This is a genomic window from Enterococcus sp. DIV1208, assembly GCF_050530455.1.
GTDB lineage: Bacteria > Bacillota > Bacilli > Lactobacillales > Enterococcaceae > Enterococcus_B > Enterococcus_B hirae.
Genome location: NZ_CP172887.1, coordinates 38943 through 60391, shown reverse-complemented (window position 1 = coordinate 60391; position 21449 = coordinate 38943). Strand labels below are relative to the sequence as shown.

Annotated in this window: 19 protein-coding genes; 3 read left to right on the top strand and 16 right to left on the bottom strand. The window is 39.2% G+C overall.

What is annotated here, in order from left to right; genetic code table 11:
- Positions 1 to 231: 231 nt before the first annotated feature.
- The 6 genes from nagE to rpsL all read right to left on the bottom strand — a co-directional run bounded on the left by nagE (position 232) and on the right by rpsL (position 7905).
- Complete coding sequence (gene nagE / locus IGK91_RS00265; protein WP_010736795.1) at positions 232 to 2208, bottom strand: N-acetylglucosamine-specific PTS transporter subunit IIBC; 1977 nt, start codon at positions 2206 to 2208, stop codon at positions 232 to 234.
- Positions 2209 to 2217: 9 nt separating this feature from the next.
- Entirely contained in the window at positions 2218 to 3054 is an 837-nt protein-coding gene (locus IGK91_RS00260) for a PRD domain-containing protein (RefSeq protein ID WP_010736794.1), read from the bottom strand.
- Positions 3055 to 3407: 353 nt separating this feature from the next.
- Positions 3408 to 4595: an elongation factor Tu gene (tuf, locus tag IGK91_RS00255; protein ID WP_010720459.1), complete on the bottom strand. Its 1188-nt coding sequence runs from the start codon at positions 4593 to 4595 to the stop codon at positions 3408 to 3410.
- A gap of 171 nt (positions 4596 to 4766) precedes the next feature.
- Positions 4767 to 6851 (bottom strand): elongation factor G, encoded by a 2085-nt coding sequence (gene fusA, locus IGK91_RS00250; protein ID WP_010720460.1) that lies wholly within the window; start codon positions 6849 to 6851, stop codon positions 4767 to 4769.
- A 78-nt stretch (positions 6852 to 6929) separates the two neighbouring features.
- The gene (rpsG, locus tag IGK91_RS00245; protein ID WP_010720461.1) at positions 6930 to 7400 is read right to left on the bottom strand and encodes a 30S ribosomal protein S7; all 471 of its coding nucleotides are present in this window, start codon (positions 7398 to 7400) and stop codon (positions 6930 to 6932) included.
- A gap of 91 nt (positions 7401 to 7491) precedes the next feature.
- Positions 7492 to 7905, bottom strand: a complete 414-nt coding sequence (rpsL, locus tag IGK91_RS00240) for a 30S ribosomal protein S12 (protein ID WP_002294318.1) — start codon at positions 7903 to 7905, stop codon at positions 7492 to 7494.
- Between the two features lie 308 nt (positions 7906 to 8213).
- On the opposite strand from rpsL, the gene rpiA reads away from it, so the two are divergent.
- From rpiA to gpmA, 3 genes are all read left to right on the top strand, one after another.
- Entirely contained in the window at positions 8214 to 8897 is a 684-nt protein-coding gene (gene rpiA, locus IGK91_RS00235; protein ID WP_010736793.1) for a ribose-5-phosphate isomerase RpiA, read from the top strand.
- Positions 8898 to 9034: 137 nt separating this feature from the next.
- A complete protein-coding gene (locus IGK91_RS00230; protein ID WP_010720463.1) occupies positions 9035 to 9616 on the top strand; it encodes a recombinase family protein in 582 nt (193 codons plus the stop codon).
- Positions 9617 to 9924: 308 nt separating this feature from the next.
- Complete coding sequence (gene gpmA, locus IGK91_RS00225) at positions 9925 to 10611, top strand: 2,3-diphosphoglycerate-dependent phosphoglycerate mutase (RefSeq protein ID WP_010720464.1); 687 nt, start codon at positions 9925 to 9927, stop codon at positions 10609 to 10611.
- A gap of 54 nt (positions 10612 to 10665) precedes the next feature.
- On the opposite strand, the gene deoD is transcribed toward gpmA, so the two are convergent.
- From deoD to IGK91_RS00175, 10 genes are all read right to left on the bottom strand, one after another.
- A complete protein-coding gene (deoD, locus tag IGK91_RS00220; RefSeq protein WP_010720465.1) occupies positions 10666 to 11373 on the bottom strand; it encodes a purine-nucleoside phosphorylase in 708 nt (235 codons plus the stop codon).
- 21 nt (positions 11374 to 11394) lie between these two features.
- The gene (locus IGK91_RS00215) at positions 11395 to 12213 is read right to left on the bottom strand and encodes a purine-nucleoside phosphorylase (protein WP_010736792.1); all 819 of its coding nucleotides are present in this window, start codon (positions 12211 to 12213) and stop codon (positions 11395 to 11397) included.
- Positions 12214 to 12425: 212 nt separating this feature from the next.
- Positions 12426 to 13592 carry a phosphopentomutase gene (deoB, locus tag IGK91_RS00210; RefSeq protein ID WP_010720467.1) on the bottom strand — a complete coding sequence of 389 codons (1167 nt, stop codon included), beginning with the start codon at positions 13590 to 13592 and terminating at the stop codon, positions 12426 to 12428.
- A 97-nt stretch (positions 13593 to 13689) separates the two neighbouring features.
- On the bottom strand, positions 13690 to 14646 hold the full coding sequence (locus tag IGK91_RS00205; RefSeq protein ID WP_010720468.1) for an ABC transporter permease: 957 nt from the start codon (positions 14644 to 14646) through the stop codon (positions 13690 to 13692).
- Positions 14646 to 15779, bottom strand: coding sequence for an ABC transporter permease (locus tag IGK91_RS00200; protein ID WP_010720469.1), 1134 nt, complete (start codon positions 15777 to 15779; stop codon positions 14646 to 14648). The genes IGK91_RS00205 and IGK91_RS00200 overlap by 1 nt, the downstream gene beginning before the upstream one ends.
- Positions 15772 to 17334 (bottom strand): ABC transporter ATP-binding protein, encoded by a 1563-nt coding sequence (locus tag IGK91_RS00195; RefSeq protein ID WP_010720470.1) that lies wholly within the window; start codon positions 17332 to 17334, stop codon positions 15772 to 15774. Before IGK91_RS00195 ends, IGK91_RS00200 begins: the two co-directional genes overlap by 8 nt.
- Positions 17335 to 17836: 502 nt before the next feature.
- Positions 17837 to 18919, bottom strand: coding sequence for a BMP family lipoprotein (locus IGK91_RS00190; protein ID WP_010720471.1), 1083 nt, complete (start codon positions 18917 to 18919; stop codon positions 17837 to 17839).
- Between the two features lie 73 nt (positions 18920 to 18992).
- A complete protein-coding gene (locus IGK91_RS00185) occupies positions 18993 to 19391 on the bottom strand; it encodes a cytidine deaminase (RefSeq protein WP_010720472.1) in 399 nt (132 codons plus the stop codon).
- Between the two features lie 17 nt (positions 19392 to 19408).
- The gene (gene deoC, locus IGK91_RS00180; protein WP_010720473.1) at positions 19409 to 20071 is read right to left on the bottom strand and encodes a deoxyribose-phosphate aldolase; all 663 of its coding nucleotides are present in this window, start codon (positions 20069 to 20071) and stop codon (positions 19409 to 19411) included.
- Positions 20072 to 20085: 14 nt separating this feature from the next.
- On the bottom strand, positions 20086 to 21387 hold the full coding sequence (locus IGK91_RS00175; protein ID WP_034697695.1) for a pyrimidine-nucleoside phosphorylase: 1302 nt from the start codon (positions 21385 to 21387) through the stop codon (positions 20086 to 20088).
- Positions 21388 to 21449: the final 62 nt, after the last annotated feature.

The window sequence follows — 21449 nt, the reverse complement described above, 5'->3', positions numbered from 1 at the left end:
TCCTTGTTTATACTATAACGGAATTTTCTGACAACTCATTTTTTGTTCTGTCCATTACTCTGGACATTTTTAAAAGCGTTTACAAAAAAATGGCAAAAAAGACAAAAAACACCGAAGCAGGCAAAAACCTGTCTTCGATGTTTTACACGATACATCAGAGTACATAAAAGTAATGAATAGACGAAACGATGAAAATAAGTAACTATTGATTGGTGTCAGTAGTTTTCTTCCTTAATTACTCTTAACATGACCAATCACAGCATTTGCTTTAACTACCCCACTAGCATCCATCGTTAGCTTCGCCACTTTTTCACCATTGGTAAAAGCAACGATCAGATCTGATTGTTTGTTTGCCGATTGTAGTGCCACCAAGTCCATGGTTGCAATTAATTGACCACGTGCAACTTTTTGTCCCTCTTCAACGTAGATCGTAAAAGGCGCTCCTTTTAAGTTCACAGTATCGATCCCCATATGCAAGAGAACTTCAATTCCTGATTCCGTTTTGATACCAACTGCATGTTTCGTTGGAAAAATATTGATAATCGTACCAGCGATTGGAGCAAACACTTCGCCATTCGTTGGTAGAATCGCAAACCCGTCTCCCATCATTTTTTGTGAAAAGACATCATCTGCCACTTCTGTGATTGGCATTAGCTTCCCATTTGCTACCGCAAAAATATCTTGGTTTTGTGGATCAACGACTGTTTTGGTTGTCACAGTAGGCGTGGACTGAGCAGTTCCTTTGCCACTACTTCCATGAATTTTTTTCATTTCATCTGCAACAAATTGGACTTCCGTTCCAACGATCACTTGAATATTTTTGGCATCAATTACTTTCAGGCCTGGAACGCCAGTCGCTTTGATTTTCCCTTGATCAACTTTTGCCGTATCTTTTACATACAAGCGTAAACGTGTCGTGCAATTGTCAATGGAAACAACGTTCGCTGCACCACCTAATGCTTGATAAAGTTGATTAGCTAGCGTGGCAAATCGATTGTCACCAGTTGGCACTGTTCCTACTTCCCCATTTTCTGCAACTCCAGTATCTTCTTCACGCCCCGGAGTCATCAAATTGAATTTTTTGATGACAAATAAAAATGTAAAGTAATAAATCACACCCATCGCCAAGCCTAATACCAATAGCATTAATGGTTGATTGGCAATAGGTACACGTAAGCTTAAGAAGAAATCAATAAAGCCGGCGCTAAAATTAAAGCCCGCTGTCCAATGGAAGGTTGCTGCGATAAACATCGAAATCCCTGTTAAAGCAGCATGAACGACGTACAATGGCCAAGCGACAAACATAAATGAAAATTCTAACGGTTCAGTCACCCCTGTAAAGAAAGAAGCGAAAGCGGCAGCTAACATCAAAGATGCGGTCACTTTTTTCTTTTCTGGTCGCGCACATTGATAGATAGCAAGTGCACCAGCAGGTAACCCAAACATCATGACCGGGAAGAAACCAGCTTGGTACATACCGGTGACTCCTTTTACCCCTTCACTTGCCCAGAATTTACCGATATCATCAATTCCAGCTAAATTGAACCAAAAAACATTGTTCAGTGCATGGTGTAAACCAGTTGGAATCAGCAAACGGTTGAAGAAGCCATATAGACCAGCACCTAACGCGCCCATTCCAGAGATCAATTCACCGAAACTAACCAATGTATCATAAACTGGTGGCCAAACAAAAATCAATAAAGCAGAAATAATTGCCATTAAACCAGCTGTTACGATTGGTACTGCTCGTTTTCCACTAAAGAAAGATAACGCCATTGGCAATTTAACTCCGCTGAAGCGATTATACATCGCACCAGCGACTAAGCCTGCCAAAATTCCAATAAATACATTTTTATTATTGATTGCATCAAAAGCGATATTCACTTTTTCAACATCCACTTTAGTAAACAATGCGACAGAAGCACTATTGACTAATGTGACTGGTGCTAAAAAGGCGATCAATCCTGCCAATGCTGATGAACCATCTTTGTCCTTAGACATCCCCAATGCTAACCCAACAGCAAAAATGATTCCTAAATTATCTAAGACTGTTCCTCCAGCTTTGATCATAAAAGCGGCAAAAATGTTATTGCCACCCCAACCAGTCGGATCGATCCAATAACCAATCCCCATGAATAAAGCAGCTACTGGTAGGGTTGCTACTGGTAACATCAAGGAACGTCCCATTCGTTGTAAGTATGTTTTCATTTTGTTCTCCTATTCTGTTGTCCCTCGCAAGCGTTCGATATGAATAACTAAATAACCAAGTTCTTCGCTTGTAATAGACATTTGATATTGTTTAGTTAAAAGTACTCGAATTTTTTTTGCGACTGCATAACTTCCTGAATATTTTCGTTTGACTATCTCAATAATCTCCTCGTCTAAGACCGCATACTGCTGATTGTGATACCGTTGGATCAACAACCGAAGATGGTTTGCTAAACGAGAATAATTCAGTGCCATTTGTTCGGAATGGATATCGATCCTCAGCTCTTTTTCAATCAACTGGATAATTTCCGACACGATCGTGACTTCGCGAATGCTACGATGATTACTAGTTTGTCCGCTATGACCACTATGGATATGTATCGCTATATAACCCGCTTCATCATATGTATAAGGAATAGCTAAAGTGTGATTCAAATAATCAACTGCCCATTGCGCAATACTAAATTCTTCGTGGTACAGCGCCTCGATTTCTCGCAGTAATTTATTTCGAATAACAATTCCATTACGAATATTTTCAGCAGCAAAAGCAATATGATCCGTTAACGCGATCAACACATGCTCATTCAGCTTTTTCATTAAAACTGTTTCTGCATGATCAATAATGTGTTCAGCAGCAAAAAGAAACTTTTCGTCAATTTGATTCAGCAAACTTTGTAGTTTCATTTGACTTTCTGGCTCCATCACAAACATCCGCTCAATTTCTCGATGAAAAATCAAGTCATTGCGCTTTTTATCGAATCCAACACCTTTACCAATTGCGACCTTTTCTTGTCCATCGTCATCGACTAAGACCGCATTTTGATTAAAAATCTTTTTGATTTTCATAATAATAACCCTTTTTCTGCAGAATTAAAGTTACTTCATGGACCAATCATCCTTTATCAATCTTAAGCTTGACAACAAAAAAAGCATAGAAAAATTCCACCAAAGTCTCCTTATCGACGGAATCTTCCCATGCCTAGTATGATCTAGTCACATGAAAAATAAATATGTTAACGCTTTAATTTTATCGAGGGAACGTTTTTTTGTCAACATCTTTTTTTCCTTTTGTCAAACAAAATGCTTTCATTTACTCAATAAAGTTTAAAATAAGCCATAAAAAAAGCCATGATGTCTAATGACACCATGACTTTTTATTGTCCGAATACAATGTTGCTTACAATTCAGTTGATCAAAGATTAAGCTTTGATTTCAGTAACGACACCGGCACCAACTGTACGTCCGCCTTCACGGATTGAGAATTTAGTACCGTTTTCGATAGCGATTGGGTGGATTAATTCAACTTCCATTGTTACGTTGTCGCCAGGCATAACCATTTCAGTTCCTTCTGGTAATTCAACAACACCTGTTACGTCAGTTGTACGGAAGTAGAATTGTGGACGGTAGTTAGTGAAGAATGGAGTATGACGTCCACCTTCTTCTTTTGTCAACACGTATACTTCTGCAGAGAATTTTGTATGAGGTGTGATTGTACCTGGTTTAGCTAAAACTTGTCCACGTTGGATGTCTTCACGTGCAACACCACGTAGTAAAGCACCAATGTTGTCTCCAGCTTCAGCGTAGTCTAATAATTTACGGAACATTTCAACACCAGTAACTGTTGTTTGAGCTGTTTCTTCTGCGATACCAACGATATCTACAACGTCACCAACGCGAACTTGTCCACGTTCAACACGACCTGTAGCAACAGTACCACGACCAGTGATTGAGAATACGTCTTCGACTGGCATCATGAATGGTTTGTCGTTGTCACGTTCTGGAGTTGGGATATATTCGTCAACTGCAGCCATCAATTCAAGGATTTTTTCTTCGTATGAAGCGTCGCCTTCTAAAGCTTTCAAAGCTGAACCAGCAACTACAGGAACATCGTCACCAGGGAATTCGTATTCTGTTAATAAGTCACGAACTTCCATTTCAACTAATTCTAGTAATTCTTCGTCGTCAACCATATCTACTTTGTTCAAGAATACAACGATGTATGGAACACCAACTTGACGAGATAATAGGATATGTTCACGAGTTTGAGGCATAGGACCATCAGCAGCAGAAACTACTAAGATAGCTCCGTCCATTTGAGCAGCACCAGTGATCATGTTTTTAACGTAGTCCGCGTGTCCTGGACAGTCAACGTGAGCGTAGTGACGAGTGTCAGTTTCGTACTCAACGTGAGCTGTTGAAATTGTGATTCCGCGTTCGCGTTCTTCTGGAGCACCATCGATTTGATCGTAAGCCATAGCTTGGCCGCCGTTTTTCTTAGATAGTACAGTTGTGATTGCTGCTGTTAAAGTTGTTTTACCGTGGTCAACGTGTCCGATTGTACCAATGTTAACGTGTGGTTTAGAACGGTCAAATTTTTCTTTTGCCATTTTAAAATGTCCTCCTAAAAATACAATATATTTTTTATTTGTCTGATAGGTATGTGATAAACCAAAAGTCTATCACATGCCCATATCATCGATAATTATTTTACACGAAACTATATTAAAAATACAGTCTCTTTAGATAATCTGTCAAACAGACGATCTTGTTTTAAGAAATTATTCAGCTTTACCGCCGTTTTTCTTAATGATTTCTTCTTGGACTGATTTAGGAACATCTTCATAGTGGTCAAATACCATCATAAATGTACCGCGTCCTTGAGTTGCTGAACGCAATGTTGTTGCGTAACCGAACATTTCAGCCAATGGAACAATCGCATTAACGATTTGTGAGTTACCATGTGCTTCCATACCTTCAACGCGACCGCGTCGGCTAGTTACGTGTCCCATGATATCACCTAAGTAATCTTCTGGAACAGTAATCGTTACTTTCATCATTGGTTCTAAAATAACAGGACGTGCGTGTTTTGCAGCAGCTCTTAAAGCCATAGATGCAGCAACACGGAAGGCTGTTTCATTTGAATCGACGTCATGGTATGAACCATCGTAAAGTTTTGCTTTGATATCCACTAATGGATAGCCAGCAAGAACACCGTTATTCATAGATTCTTCTAGTCCTTTTTCAACAGCAGGGATGTATTCACGAGGAACGACCCCACCGACGATTGCATTTTCAAATTCGAAGCCTTTACCTTCTTCGTTTGGTGTAAATTCAACCCATACGTGACCGTATTGACCTTTACCACCAGACTGACGTACGAATTTACCTTCAGCTTTTGTTGCTTCACGGAATGTTTCACGGTATGAAACTTGTGGAGCACCAACGTTTGCTTCAACTTTAAATTCACGTTTCATACGGTCTACTAAAACGTCTAAGTGCAACTCACCCATACCTGAGATAACAGTTTCACCAGTTTCAACGTTTGTTTCAACTCGGAATGAAGGATCTTCTTCTGCAAGTTTTTGCAACGCAACACCCATTTTATCTTGGTCTGCTTTTGATTTAGGTTCAACAGCAACTTGGATAACTGGGTCAGGGAATTCGATTGACTCAAGAATAACCGGTGAGTCTAATGCACATAATGTATCCCCAGTTGTTGTATCTTTCAATCCAACAGCAGCGGCGATATCACCTGAGTACACTTTATCAATTTCTTGACGAGTGTTGGCGTGCATTTGTAGAATACGTCCGATACGTTCTTTTTTGCCTTTAGAAGCGTTCAATACATATGAACCACTTTCAAGGACACCAGAATAAACACGGAAGAAAGTTAGACGACCTACGAATGGGTCAGTCATTACTTTAAACGCTAATGAAGCAAAAGGAGCTTCATCGTCAGCTGGACGTGTTGTTTCTTCGTCTGTTTTTGTATCGATCCCTTTGATTGCTTCGATATCAACTGGAGAAGGCAAGTAATCAAGAACGGCATCCAACATTAATTGAACCCCTTTGTTCTTGAACGCTGAACCAGCTAATACAGGGAAGAATTCAACATTAATTGTTGCACGGCGGATACCAGCAATCAATTCTTCTTGTGTGATTTCTTCACCTTCAAGATATTTCATCATTAGTTCTTCGTCTGTTTCAGCAACAGCTTCGACTAATTTTTCGCGCCATTCTTGAGCTTGTTCTAAATATTCCTCAGGAATTTCAGTTTCTTGAATATCTGTTCCTAAGTCATTTGTATAGATTTCAGCTTTCATTTTAACCAAGTCGATGATACCAGTGAAGTTTTCTTCAGCACCGATTGGCAATTGGATTGGATGCGCGTTTGCTTGCAAACGATCATGCAATGATTTTACTGAGTACAAGAAGTCCGCACCGATTTTATCCATTTTGTTACAGAATACGATACGAGGCACTCGGTACTCAGTTGCTTGACGCCAAACTGTTTCAGTTTGAGGTTCAACACCTGACTGTGAGTCAAGTACAGTTACCGCACCATCTAATACACGTAGAGAACGTTGAACTTCAATTGTGAAGTCTACGTGTCCTGGTGTGTCGATGATGTTTACACGGTAACCTTTCCACTGCGCTGTAGTCGCAGCAGATGTAATTGTGATACCACGTTCTTGTTCTTGTTCCATCCAGTCCATTTGTGAAGCTCCTTCGTGGGTTTCACCAATTTTATGGATTTTACCAGTATAGTACAAGATACGCTCTGTTGTTGTAGTTTTACCTGCATCAACGTGAGCCATGATACCAATATTACGAGTTTTTTCTAGCGAAAATTCTCTTGCCATTTTCTTACTCCTCTCTTTATTTAAATCGATTGTAAATTGACTTTCTGCTGTCGTTTACCCCAACAGGCAGAGAGGATCTTACCAACGATAATGAGCAAATGCACGGTTGGCATCAGCCATTTTATGAGTGTCTTCACGTTTTTTAACAGAAGCACCAGTGTTGTTTGCAGCATCCATGATTTCTTTTGCTAAGCGTTCTTCCATTGTGTGTTCACCGCGCAAGCGAGCGTAGTTTACTACCCAACGAAGAGCTAAAGTTGTACGACGTTCAGGGCGAACTTCAACTGGTACTTGATAGTTTGAACCCCCAACACGACGTGCTTTAACTTCAAGAACAGGCATAACATTTTTCATAGCTTGTTCAAACACTTCTAATGGATCATTACCTGTAGATTCTTTAATCAAATCAAAGGCGTTATAAATAATACTAGCTGCAACACCGCGTTTTCCGTCAACCATTACACGGTTGATCAAGCGAGTTACTAATTTTGAGTTATAAATAGGATCTGGTAAAACATCACGTTTTGCAACAGGACCTTTACGTGGCATCCGTAACTCCTCCTTCCGAAATATTCTTCATAGTAATTGCCTTACTCTCTTAACATAGTAAGAACAAGTTTCATTTGTTTAATAATTAAAATTAAGCTTTAGGTTTTTTAGTACCGTATTTAGAGCGGCTTTGTTTACGGTCGTTTACACCAGCTGTATCAAGTGCACCACGAACGATATGGTAACGTACCCCTGGTAAGTCTTTTACACGTCCACCACGTAGTAATACTACGCTATGTTCTTGTAAGTTGTGACCAATCCCTGGGATATAAGCAGTAACTTCAATTAAGTTTGACAAACGAACACGAGCATATTTACGTAAAGCTGAGTTCGGTTTTTTAGGTGTCATTGTACCCACACGTGTTGCTACCCCACGTTTTTGAGGAGAGTTCACGTTTGTTTGAGTTTTCTTAAAGCTGTTATATCCTTTGTTCAAAGCAGGTGAATTAGATTTTTCCACCTTTGATTTACGAGGTTTACGTACTAATTGGTTAATTGTAGGCATTCCTTGTTTCCTCCTTCCCACGATTCGCGTCTAGTTCCACACATCCAGGTGGTTCTTTTTTTGCGATAAAAAATAAATGCAATTCTGCATCTTTATCAAATATGCTTTGATAAACAGTCAGCACGTCTCTTTACCAGAGACCTGTAGATAAAGCACCTTGGTTAGGATATCATGAATAAAGTACTCTGTCAACCAGTGTTATGTATTTTTTTTAGCCATTTGAAATTAAAAAAAGGACGCTATCTTTTTCCAATCATTCAATATAAAATAGCTATGAATAGAGACGAAAGAAAAGGTGGGAACAACAGATGAATTTGAAACAAGCAGCTGGAATTGAAGCAGCTAAATTTGTGAAGGACGGAATGATCGTTGGTTTGGGTACCGGTTCTACAGCCTATTATATGGTAGAAGAAATTGGTAGAAGAATGCGTGAAGAAGGATTAAACATCACTGGTGTCACTACATCGAATGCCACTAAAGAACAAGCAGAAAAATTAGGTATCCCTCTTAAGAGTATTGATGAAGTACCCGTAGTTGATCTCACGATCGATGGTGCTGATGAAATCAGTAAAGCATTTCAAGGAATTAAAGGTGGTGGCGCAGCATTACTTTTTGAAAAAATTGTTGCTACGTATTCAAAACAAGTCATCTGGATCGTTGATGAATCAAAATTAGTGGAGCAACTTGGGCAGTTCCCTCTTCCAGTAGAAGTGATTCCTTATGGCGCTCAACAATTGATGCGGATCTTTGATGAGAAAGGTTACCAACCTGTTTTACGTCAAACCGAAACAGGTCAGATAGTCAAAACAGACAGTGGTCATTACATTATTGACTTACATTTAGAAGTGATCAATGACCCTGAAGCTTTAGCAACGTACCTTGATCAACTGGTTGGTGTCGTTGAACATGGACTGTTTTTAAATATGGTTTCAAAAGTCGTTGTCGGCTCCGCACAAGGCGTATCAATTATCGACTCACCTCATCAAAAATAACAACCCTGATATTAGTTATAAAAATTAGCAAAAATAGTTCATTTTAAAAACATAAAAAAACTATCTTTTCAATGGACTTTATGCTACATTTTTACTGTTATCTATAGACAGAAAATCATTGCTAGAAAGGAATCACCATGAAGATTATTGGTTATGCACGCACAACCATAAATGATGTTGATCTTACAACACAAGTGGAGCAACTCTCTAATTTTGGTTGTCAGGAGATTTTTCACGAGACATACAAGTCTAAAGATGCGGTGTCTAATAATATTTGTTTAGAAAAAGTAATCAAGGAAATGCGACAAGGCGATACTTTAGTTATCTGTCAACTTCATCGTCTAGGGAAGTCCACTCGTCAGCTAACAGAACTCACACAATTATTCAAAGATCGTGGCTTACACCTAGTTAGTATCCAAGAAGAAATCGATACGCGTACACCGATGGGGAAAATCTATTTTCAACTAATGGAAGGATTAGCCATTATGGAGTGCTCTTTAATCAAGGAACGGACACTTGTTGGGTTAGATGAAGCACGTAAAAAAGGTAAAATCGGGGGTCGTCCAAAAATCGATCCAAAAACAATTAAAAAAATTCGTCGGCTTTATTATGAAAAAAAAGAAACGATCCAATTAATTTCTACTAAATGTGGTGTATCAGTCGGAACCTGTTATAAATATATCAATCTTCCAGAAAAAGAGATTCAGCAATTATCTTAAACGACTGCCTACATCTTGATATTCTTTCATTTAAAAATGGATTGGCGCAACAAACGCAGACTGTCTGCTAAAGACGAATCAACTGTATATAATGAATAGGTAGGTGGATCAATGACAGTGCAGCCATTGACCCACCTACCTCTGTTTATCTGTCACTGTAAGAATTATTTTTGTTTTTTTATCTGTCTATCTTCTGATTTTCCCTTTCATTAACTTCATTTTTCAATGGAAATCTAGTCAAAAAAATTGTACAATAAAGCAGAACTGAAATTTTCAGAAATATAACCTATTTTAAAGGAGAGCTAAACATGCCAAAATTAGTTTTTTCTCGTCATGGTCTTAGTGAATGGAATGCATTAAACCAATTTACTGGTTGGGCTGACGTAAACTTAGCACCAGAAGGAATCGAAGAAGCCAAAGAAGGCGGACGCAAAATCAAAGAAGCTGGAATTGAATTTGATGTTGCTTACACTTCAGTTTTAACTCGTGCCATCAAAACATGTAATTTGATTTTAGAACACTCAGATCAACTTTGGGTTCCTCAAATCAAATCATGGCGCTTAAACGAACGTCATTATGGTAAATTACAAGGATTGAACAAAAAAGAAACAGCTGAAAAATATGGAGATGACCAAGTACACATTTGGCGTCGTTCATACGACACTCTTCCTCCATTGATGGACGAAAGTGACGAAGGTTCTGCTGCAAACGATCGTCGTTATGCAATGTTAGACAAACGCGATATTCCTGGTGGCGAAAACTTGAAAGTTACTTTAGAACGTGCTTTACCATTCTGGCAAGACGAAATTGCTCCAGCTTTACTAGACAACAAAACTGTTTTAGTAGCTGCACATGGTAACTCTCTACGTGCTTTAGCAAAACACATCGAAGGAATTTCTGATGAAGATATCATGGATCTTGAAATTCCAACTGGTCAACCACTTGTTTATGAATTAAACGATGACTTGACAGTTGCTAAAAAATACTATTTATAATAAATAAAAAAAGTGGGCAAGCGATTCAATTGAATCACTCGCTCACTTCTTTTATTAATCTGCGATTGCTGTTTCTAATCCGACTTCGATCATTTCGTTAAATGTCGTTTGTCGTTCTTCTGCAGTTGTTTCTTCTCCGGTAAGCAAATGGTCACTCACTGTCATGATTGCTAATGTTTGGACATGATATTTTGCTCCCAAATAGTATAAAGCAGCTGCTTCCATTTCCACACCTAGCACACCTAATTCAGCTAATTTAAACGTTTCTGTTGAATCATCTTTATAAAATGAATCTTCCGAGAGAACATTTCCTACATGTGTGGTAAATCCTTTGTCTTTTGAAATTTCATACGCCTTCAACAATAAATTAAAATCACTGATCGGCGGAAAATGAAAGGCTTGGAAATTTTTCTCGATCATCGAAGAACTAGTAGCTGCTCCTTGGGCTAAAACAAGATCACGAACATGGACATCTTTAGATAATGCACCACATGTACCCACTCGTATCAATTTTTTCACACCGTATGAATGAATCAATTCATGGGCATAGATCGTCGCTGACGGCATCCCCATCCCCGTTCCTTGTACCGAAACACGTTCGCCTTTGTAGGTTCCAGTAAAACCTAACATCCCACGAACTTGGTTGTAACATACTGGATCTTCTAAAAATGTTTCAGCAATATACTTTGCTCGTAAAGGATCGCCTGGAAGTAGTATTTTATCAGCGATCTCTCCTTGTTTTGCTTCAATGTGTACGCTCATCTGACACTCTCCTTGATTCAGTTATAGTAATACTAATACTTCTTTAATCAATGCCTTAAATGATTGTTTGACACGTTGCGTTGTTTCCACCACTTCTTCATGGTTAAGGTTCGCTTGCATGCCTGCTGCTAAATTAGTGATACATGAAATGCCGAGAACTTTCAATCCGCTATGTGCTGCAACGATCACTTCTGGCACAGTGGACATTCCGACTGCATCTGCTCCCATCGTACGTGACATCCGAATCTCTGCTGGTGTTTCATATGTTGGTCCAGAATAGCCCATATATACCCCTTCTTTAAGAGTCAAATCTAATTGGCTCGCAGCCTCTTTGGCTACTTCACGGTAAGTTAAGGTATACGCCTCGCTCATATCAGGGAAGCGTGGACCGATCTCATCTTCGTTAGGACCAATCAATGGGTTTTGACCTGTGAAGTTGATATGATCAGTAATCAACATCAAATCGCCAGGAACAAATGATTCATTTACCCCACCACTTGCATTCGTGACAATCACCGAATGAGCCTTTAATGCTGCCATTACCCGCACAGGATAAGTGACAGTTTGCATTGAATGACCTTCATAAAAATGGAATCGTCCTTGCATTGCCAGAACTTTTTTACCAGACAAGGTACCATAGACTAATTGACCAGCATGGCCGACAACTGTTGATGTTGGGAAAAATGGGATTTGGTCATAAGGAATCACGATCGCTTCCTCGATTTCTTCCGCTAACTCTCCTAAACCTGAACCTAAGATCAAACCAAAATCAATTTCTTTTACGCCCTTTTCTAGAATAAATTGAGTCGTTTCTTGTAACATTTCGCTTAATTGGGTCATTTACTTTCTCCTATTAACTATTTTTTTCTACAGAAGTCAAGAGGTTAGAAGCCCTGTCGTTCGACTAGCTAAAAAAACAGGTATGCCTGATTAACAAGGCTTTTTCACCTCTTGATTGATACTGTTAAAGCAAGATGGCTCTTTGAACAAAATGATTGACCTATCTTAGTTACGCTTTTTCAGGTCAAATTTTCAAACGCGGTCTGTCATTCCTATTTCAAAAGTTTTAAGAAACTTTCGCCGTTTTCGGTAGCAGGAACATCGAAGTTTTCAGCAATCGTTGCTGCGATATCTGAATAGTAGCCTTGTGGCAAGCTTCCTTGTCCTTGCATTTTTTTGCTGAAAACTAATAATGGTACATATTCACGTGTATGATCTGTTCCAGGGAATGTTGGATCATTTCCATGGTCAGCAGTAATCATCAGTAAGTCGTCCTCTGCCATTGCCTCTAATATTTCAGGAATACGTAAATCAAAATCTTCAATTGCGTGGGCATAACCTACAACATCCCGACGATGTCCAAATAATGCATCAAAATCAACTAAATTAGTAAAACTGATCCCTGTAAACTCTTTTTTCATCACATTTAATAATTGGTCAACGCCATCCATGTTGCTTTTCGTACGGACGAACTCTGTAATCCCTTGACCGTTGAAGATATCGTTGATTTTTCCAACAGCGATAACGTCTTTTCCTGCTTCTTTTAATGAATCTAAAACCGTATGCCCGAATGGATCCAATGCGTAATCATGTCGGTTGCTCGTACGAGTAAAATTACCAGGTTCTCCAACGTAAGGTCGCGCAATAATTCGACCAATCATGTATGGGTCGTCTTTAGTAATGTCACGAACGAACTGACAAATCCGATAAAGTTCTTCTAAAGGAATAATTTCTTCATGCGCAGCAATTTGTAGAACTGGATCTGCGGACGTATAGACGATCAAATCACCAGTTTTCATTTGATGTTCACCATAGTCATCTATAACAGCGGTTCCACTATATGGTTGATTGCAAACAATTTTGCGTCCTGAGAAGTCTTCAATTTGTTTGAGTAATTCATCAGGGAAACCGTTAGGAAATACTCGAAATGGTGTCTTGATGTTCAGACCCATGATTTCCCAGTGACCGGTCATTGTATCTTTTCCTACAGATACTTCCTCTAATTTAGTGGCATAGCCTTGGTGGTTTTTAACCGCTTCGACACCTTCTAATGGGCGAATCGTTCCTAATCCTAACTGTTCTAAATGAGGAATTGTCAAACCAGCTTCTTTTGCGATATGCCCTAGTGTATCTGAACCTTTATCACCAAATTTTTCAGCATCTGGCGCTTCACCGATTCCTACTGAATCCATGACAATCAAATGTACGCGTTTAAACATGATTATTCCTTCTTTCTTTTTTATTATTGCTATTAAATCAAAAAGGGCGAGTCGAAAAAACATTTCCCGTAACCCACCCTTTTTATTCACTAAAAGTTTATTTTGATTTTATATAATTTTTACCGTTCGCTTTAGGTCCAGATGCTTTTCCTAAGAACGCTACTAACACAATAACGGTTAATAGGTAAGGTGCAATCTGCAGCAATACTGGCGGTATCGAAGAAATCACTGGTAATTGAGCTCCGATGATACTTAAACTTTGCGCAAAACCAAAGAATAAAGAAGCGCCCATGGCCCCTAGTGGATTCCATTTACCGAAGATCATAGCAGCCATTGAGATAAACCCTTGACCTACGATCGTTCCGGCAGAGAAATTCCCTGAAATCGATTGAGCGAATACTGCGCCACCCATTCCGCCAAGTAAACCAGAGATCAATACCCCAGAATAACGCATCGCGTAAACATTGATTCCCAATGTATCCGCTGCTTGAGGATTTTCACCCACTGAACGTAAGCGAAGTCCGAACTTTGTCTTAAAGATAATAAACCAAGCAAGAATCGCAATTAAAATGGCACAATAAGCTGGTAAAAATGTATTTTTAAAGAAAATTGGTCCAATTACTGGAATTTTTGATAATCCAGGAAATGAGAAATATCCTAAGTTAACTGAAATGTTATCAGTTTGTCCTTTTCCATACCATGTTTTAATTAAAAATACACCCAAAGCTGGTGCCATCAAGTTGATAACTGTCCCGCTGATGATATGGTCTGCACGTAAACTAACAGTTGCTACTGCATGTAATAAAGAGAATAACACACCAACTATCCCACCGACTAAAATAGCGATCCATGGTGTCATGTCTCCTAAGGTAGGACTCATGGTTAGATTAAATACTACCGCACTGAAAGCACCCATAACCATGATGCCTTCTAAACCTACATTGACAATCCCACTTCGTTCAGAAAAAGTTCCACCTAAAGATGTAAGAATTAATGGTGTTGAATAAACCAACGTTGAAGTGAGGATTAAAGCAATTAACTCAGTTGTTGACATTATAATTCTCCTCCTTCTTGACTCTGATTTGTTGGTTTCGATTCAACAGTCTCCACGATCGCTTCTTGTTTTTTACCTTGGAAGAATTTCGCCATAATGAAACGAATCAAGAAGTTGATCCCAACAAAGAAAATAATCAATGCAATCGATACATTTACGATTTCAAATGGTATACCGGCACCTGTTTGCATCCCCAAACCACCGATTTTCAAGATACTGAACAAGAGTGCTGAAAGTAAAATTCCAATCGCTGAACCAGAACCTAACAGTGACACAGCCATTCCGTCAAATCCGATGGCTAAGGAAGTTGTTTGAACGAAAAAGTTTTGATACGTTCCTAATCCTTCGACTACTCCACCAAGTCCTGCTAAAGCGCCTGAAATCATCATGGAGAAGACGATCGTACGTTTACTACTCATTCCAGCATACTCAGAAGCAAAAGGATTTAGACCTACCGAACGAATTTCAAAGCCTAACGTCGTTTTCTTCATCAATAGCCAAACAACAACCAGTGCAATCAATGCTAAAAACAAACCAGCATTTACACGAGAACCGCCAAACATTTGTGTCAGCCAAGGTAATCTAAGAGAAGCATTTTGCCCAATCAAATTTGAAGAATCTAAGCTTGAACGATACGTATCTGGCATGATGTCATGTAAAGCAAAAGTACTTAAATAAAGTAAAATATAGTTCATCATAATAGTGACGATTACTTCACTTGTACCGAAAAAGGCTCTTAATACCCCTGGGATAGCCGCAGCCAAAGCTCCTGCCAAAGCACCTAAAATCACACAAGTCGGTAATAAAATGACTTTTGGCAGATCAGGAAAGGCAAGTGCTACCCACACACTAACGATCCAACCACAGAGTGCTTGTCCCGAAAGCCCGATATTGAAGAATCCTGCTGAGTTCGCAACAGAAAAACCTAATGCAGTAAAAATCAACGGTGTTGCTTGCCGTAATGTTTCACCAATACTTCTTTGAGAACCAAGGGACGCATTTAACATTGAAGAATAACCTTGGCCTGGGTTATAACCAAAAGCTGCCATCAAGATAGCACCTAAAACTAAACCTAGAATTACCGAAAAAATAGGAACTAGGAGATTACGTATCTTTTCATTGCGATCATTCATGTGCGCCACCAACCTTTTCTAACTCTTTTCTTGCTTCTTCTAAAGAATAGCCCGCCATAAGTAATCCTAGTTCATTTTCAGAAGTTTCTTTTGGATCAACGATTCCCACGATTTTTCCTTCGTGGAGTACCGCAATACGATCAGAAACATTCAAAATTTCTTCTAATTCAAAACTAATCAATAAGACCGCTTTGTATTTGTCTCTTTGTTCAATCAAACGTTTATGAATAAACTCGATTGCTCCAACATCTAGTCCACGTGTCGGATTAGCAACGATCAACAAGTCAGGATCACGATCGATTTCCCGAGCGATGATTGCTTTTTGTTGGTTCCCACCTGATAATGCTTTTGCTGGCACAAGTTCATTCGTTGTCCGAACATCATACTCTTCGATTAATTCACGTGCATGTTCATTTATCAAAGAATAATTCAATAAGCCATTCCTACTGTAAGGTTTTTGGTAGTAATTTTGTAAAGCAATATTCTCCGCTAACGTCATATCCAGAACTAAGCCATACTTATGACGGTCTTCGGGCACATGTCCTACACCAGCCTCCGTAATTTTTCTTGGCTTTTTATTCGTGATATCTTCATCTTTTAAGCGGATCGTTCCACTTTCTGCTTTACGTAAACCGGTTAACGCCTGGATCAATTCTGACTGTCCGTTACCATCAATACCAGCAATTCCTAAAACTTCTCCTGCTCGTACTTCTAAACTTAAGTCTTTGACTGCGTCCAATCCTCGGTTTTCTTTAACCACTAGATTTTCAATCGATAACACAACTTCTTGAGGCTGACTTTCTTTCTTCATTGTCTTAAATGAAACCGTACGTCCAACCATCATATCTGCCAATTGTTGTGAAGAGACATCTTTTACATTTACTGTACCAATCCCTTTACCACGACGGATAACTGTACAACGATCTGCTACAGCTTTAATCTCATCTAACTTATGGGTGATCAAAATGATCGATTTTCCTTCTTTGACCAACTCTTTCATGATTACAATCAGTTCGTCAATCTCTTGTGGCGTTAATACTGCTGTAGGTTCGTCAAAAATCAAGACATCTGCCCCACGATAAAGTGTTTTTAAAATTTCTACCCGTTGTTCCATTCCAACAGAGATATCTCGGACATACGCATCAGGATTGACCGATAAACCATATTGTTCAGAAAGCTTTTGGATTTCTTCACGTGCTTGGCGACGATCAAGTACCCCTGCTCGACTTGGCTCACTTCCCAAAACAATATTTTCAGTAACAGTAAATGCATCCACAAGCATAAAGTGCTGATGGACCATTCCGATACCTAGCTGGTTCGCTTTTGTCGGACTTGTAATTTTCACTTCTTTCCCATGCATCAGTATTTCACCTGATGTTGGCTCTAAAAGGCCTGAGAGCACATTCATCAAGGTTGATTTTCCGGCACCATTTTCTCCAAGTAAAGCGTGGATCTCTCCTGCTTTCACTTGCAAGTTGATGTTGTCATTTGCTTTGAACGTACCAAACTGTTTGGTGATATTCCGCATTTCGATGACAATATTTTCTTGAACCACAATTTTTCACATCCTAACGATTTCTATCTAGGCAACGATTAACAAAGATTTTTCATAAAATCTCAAATTGAAGCAAAAACTTCAGGGGATTATTCCCTTATCAAGAGGCTGTGAAAAGAGCGTTTTGACCTGAGCATTAAGGAAGAAAATCTCGAAACAGCTTTTCATGTTTTGAGATTTTTTGACTTAATGCCGAAGGTCAGCTCTTTGAATGCCGTTTAGCAAGAGGCTGTGAAAGAAGCGTTTAGCTCCGAGCAAATAAGAGAGGATTTTTTAAAATAGCTTCTCATATTTTTAAAAATCATCGCTTATTGTTGAGGAGCTGCTTCTTGAACGCCGTTTAGTAAGAGGCTGTGAGCAGCATGTTCTACTTCAAGAATTAAGAACAAAAAAACGAAAATAGCTTCTCAGCAACATCTTGATAAAGAAACAATCGTTAGTTATTTACTAAACCATAGCCTTGTCAAACAATTGTCCAACAAGGCTATAGAAATTCGTTTGATTATTTTTCAGGAGTTTCTGGTACTTTGATATCTCCTGAGATGATTTTTTCTTTTGCTTCATTCACAGCTTTTTCTGCTTTTTCTGAAAGTTGACCTTTTGTGATACCAACACCGTCTTCTTTCAATCCGTAAACGGTATGTTCTCCACCAGGGAAATCACCGTCAGCTGATTTTTGAGCTAAGTCTTCAACAACAGTTCCTACACCTTTTAGAGTTGATGTCAAAGTAAAGTTTTTCTTTTCACCGTTTAAAGTGTATTCGCCTTCGTCCGATTGGTCACGGTCAACCCCGATAACCCAAACTTTTTTGTCGCCTGATTCGTTTAATGATTTCGCTTCTTGGAATACACCGTTACCAGTACCACCAGATGCGTGGAAAATGATATCTGCATTTTGTGCATACATTCCTTGAGCAATTGAACGTCCTTTATCTGGCGCTGAGAAGTCTCCTGCATATTGATTCAAGACTTTAATTTCTTTGTTTAAAGCTTTTGCACCAGCATCTACACCAGCTTTGAATCCTGCGTCAAAACGATCGATTACTTCACCTTTTACCCCACCAATGAAACCAACAGTGTTTGTTTCAGTTGTGTAAGCTGCGGCAATCCCAGCAAGATAAGAAGCTTCGTTATCTTTAAATGTTGCTGAAACCACGTTGTCTTTGCCGTCGATAACGTCATCAATAATAGCAAAGTTTGTTTCAGGATTTGATGCAGCTTGCTCTTCAATAGCTGGCTTCAATTTATAACCAATACCAAAGATTGTTTTAAAACCTGCATTCAAAGCTTGGTCAATATTAGGGATATAATCTGATTCATTTGCTGATTGGAAATATTGGAACCCATCATTTCCACGTGATAGATCATGATCTTTCCCCCAAGCTTGTAGTCCTTCCCAAGCTGACTGGTTGAATGAACGGTCATCAACACCGCCCGTATCTGTGATCAATGCTGCAGTTGCTGTTTTTGAACCGCTGTTTCCACCGGTTGAATCAGTTGAATCTGATCCGCTGCCACATGCGCCCAATAATAACCCAGCAGATAACGCTACAGCACTTAAACCAAATAATTTTGCTTTTTTCATTTCTGTAAAGCCCCCTAAAATAATTGTTTTATTTTTCAACAGTCAGCTGACTGAATGAACATGAGTGATAATTCTATAGATCTTTTTCTGTAAAGGCGTAAGGTAATAGTTCTTTAACCGTCATTGCCTTAGTCACACCGTTATCCCCTACTAAAGTTACCGGCATGTCTGGTACACAAAACTCAGCCATTACTTGACGACAAGCACCACAAGGAGAAATTGGCTCTGGCGTATGACCAGCCACTACTAAATGAGTAAACTCTTTTTCTCCTTCAGAAACAGCTTTGAAAAAAGCCGTGCGCTCCGCACAATTGGTTAAACCAAACGAGGCATTTTCGATGTTGACCCCTTGATACGTTTTTCCAGATTCAGTGACTAAACATGCACCTACTGGAAAATGTGAATATGGTACATATGCTTTATCCAATGCTTCTACTGCAATGTTGATCCATTCTTGCTTCACTTCTGTCATAAGCTTCCCCTTACTACTTAATAGCCTTCGCCAGTAGATCCTGACATAATCGAAACTCCTGCACTGGTACCAATTCTTGTCGCACCAGCTTCAATCATTGCCAAAGCTTCAGCTTCGTTATGGATACCACCAGATGCTTTTACACCCATTTCAGGTCCAACAGTTTCACGCATTAAACGAACATCTTCGACTTTTGCTCCTCCAGTTGAAAATCCTGTAGAAGTTTTAACAAAGTCTGCCCCAGCGGCTTTTGCCAGCTCACAAGCTTTTACAATTTCCTCATGATTTAATAAAGCTGTTTCGATGATGACTTTGACTAAAGCACGATCTTTGGCCGCTGCAACCACTGCTTCAATATCTTTTTGGACTTTATCAAACTGTTGAGACTTCATTGCCCCAATATTGATGACCATATCCACTTCATCTGCGCCATTTTCAATCGCATTTGTAGTTTCAAAAGCCTTAGTTTCAGCAGTATTAGCTCCTAAAGGAAAGCCAATTACTGTACATACTGCCACTGGTTCGCCTTTTAATTGTTCTTTTGCTAGTGCGACCCATGTTGGGTTGATACAAACAGAATAGAAATGGTATTTCTTTGCTTCTTCAATAATTCGCATAACGTCTTCTTGAGAAGCATCTGCTTTTAAGATGGTGTGATCGATCATTCGGTTCAATTCCATTTTTTTCTCTCCTTTTATTCGGTGATGATATCATGTATCAACGTAGGCTTTTCAGCCGAGTCACTAATTTGGATATTTTGATAGAGCAATTCTTGAACAGAAGAAATCTCTTTTGTATTACTGTAGATTGTCAACAATGATTCTCCCTCTTTTACAGGATCACCAATTTTTTTATTTAATTTAAGACCAACTGCGTGATCAATATCATCTTCTTTAGTTTTGCGTCCTGCACCTAACATCATAGCTGCAATCCCCAACTCATTCGCAACGAGTTTTGAGACAATACCACTCGATTTGGCTGGCAACTCAACAACATACTTAGCTGTCAGTAATCGTTCTGGTTGGTCTACGATAGAGTCATCTCCACCTTGATTACGGATCATTTCCTTAAATTTGTCTAAGGCTTTGCCAGATTCTAGCGCTTCTTGCAGTAAACTTCTAGCTTCTTCGATTGTTGCTGCTTGATTGGCTAAGACCACCATCTGACTCCCTAATGCATAACACATTTCCAGCAAGTCTTCTGGTCCATTGCCGTTTAACGTTTCAATTGCTTCCACAACTTCAAGACTATTACCAATTGCTTCACCAAGAGGTTCAGACATATCAGAAATTACGGCTACTGTCTGACGATGAGCTAATTTTCCAATACTAGTCATTGTTTTTGCTAAACGTCTAGCATCTTCAATATTCTTCATAAAGGCGCCGTCACCTGTCGTCACGTCTAAAACGATCGCATCTGCTCCTGCGGCAATTTTCTTACTCATAATCGAACTGGCAATCAAAGGAATCGAATCCACTGTCGCAGTCACATCCCGCAAAGCATAAAGTTTTTTATCTGCTGGTGCAAGATTTCCTGATTGTCCAATAACAGCCACTTTACTCTCATTGACAATTCGGATAAACGCTTCATCAGAAAGTTCGATTTGAAATCCAGGAATTGCTTCTAGTTTATCCAGCGTACCACCTGTATACCCCAAACCTCTACCTGACATTTTGGCAACTGTAACACCCACACTTGCGACTAAAGGTGCTAAGATCAACGTTGTCGTATCTCCCACACCACCTGTAGAGTGTTTATCCACTTTGATCCCATCTAAAGGACTTAAATCAATGACATCTCCTGAGTGGGCAATGGCAAGTGTTAAATCCGTGATTTCTCTATCGGTCATATCTTGATAAAAGATCGCCATCAACAATGCGCTGATTTGATAATCTGGAATTTCACCATTCGTGTATTTTGTAATAATATACTCGATTTCTTTTGTCGATAATTCATTTCCGTCTCGCTTTTTTTCAATCAGATCCACCATTCGCATTGCTTGATCCTCCTCGTCTTCATTCGGTATTATACAGGAATTTTCCAAAAGGTAAACCACTT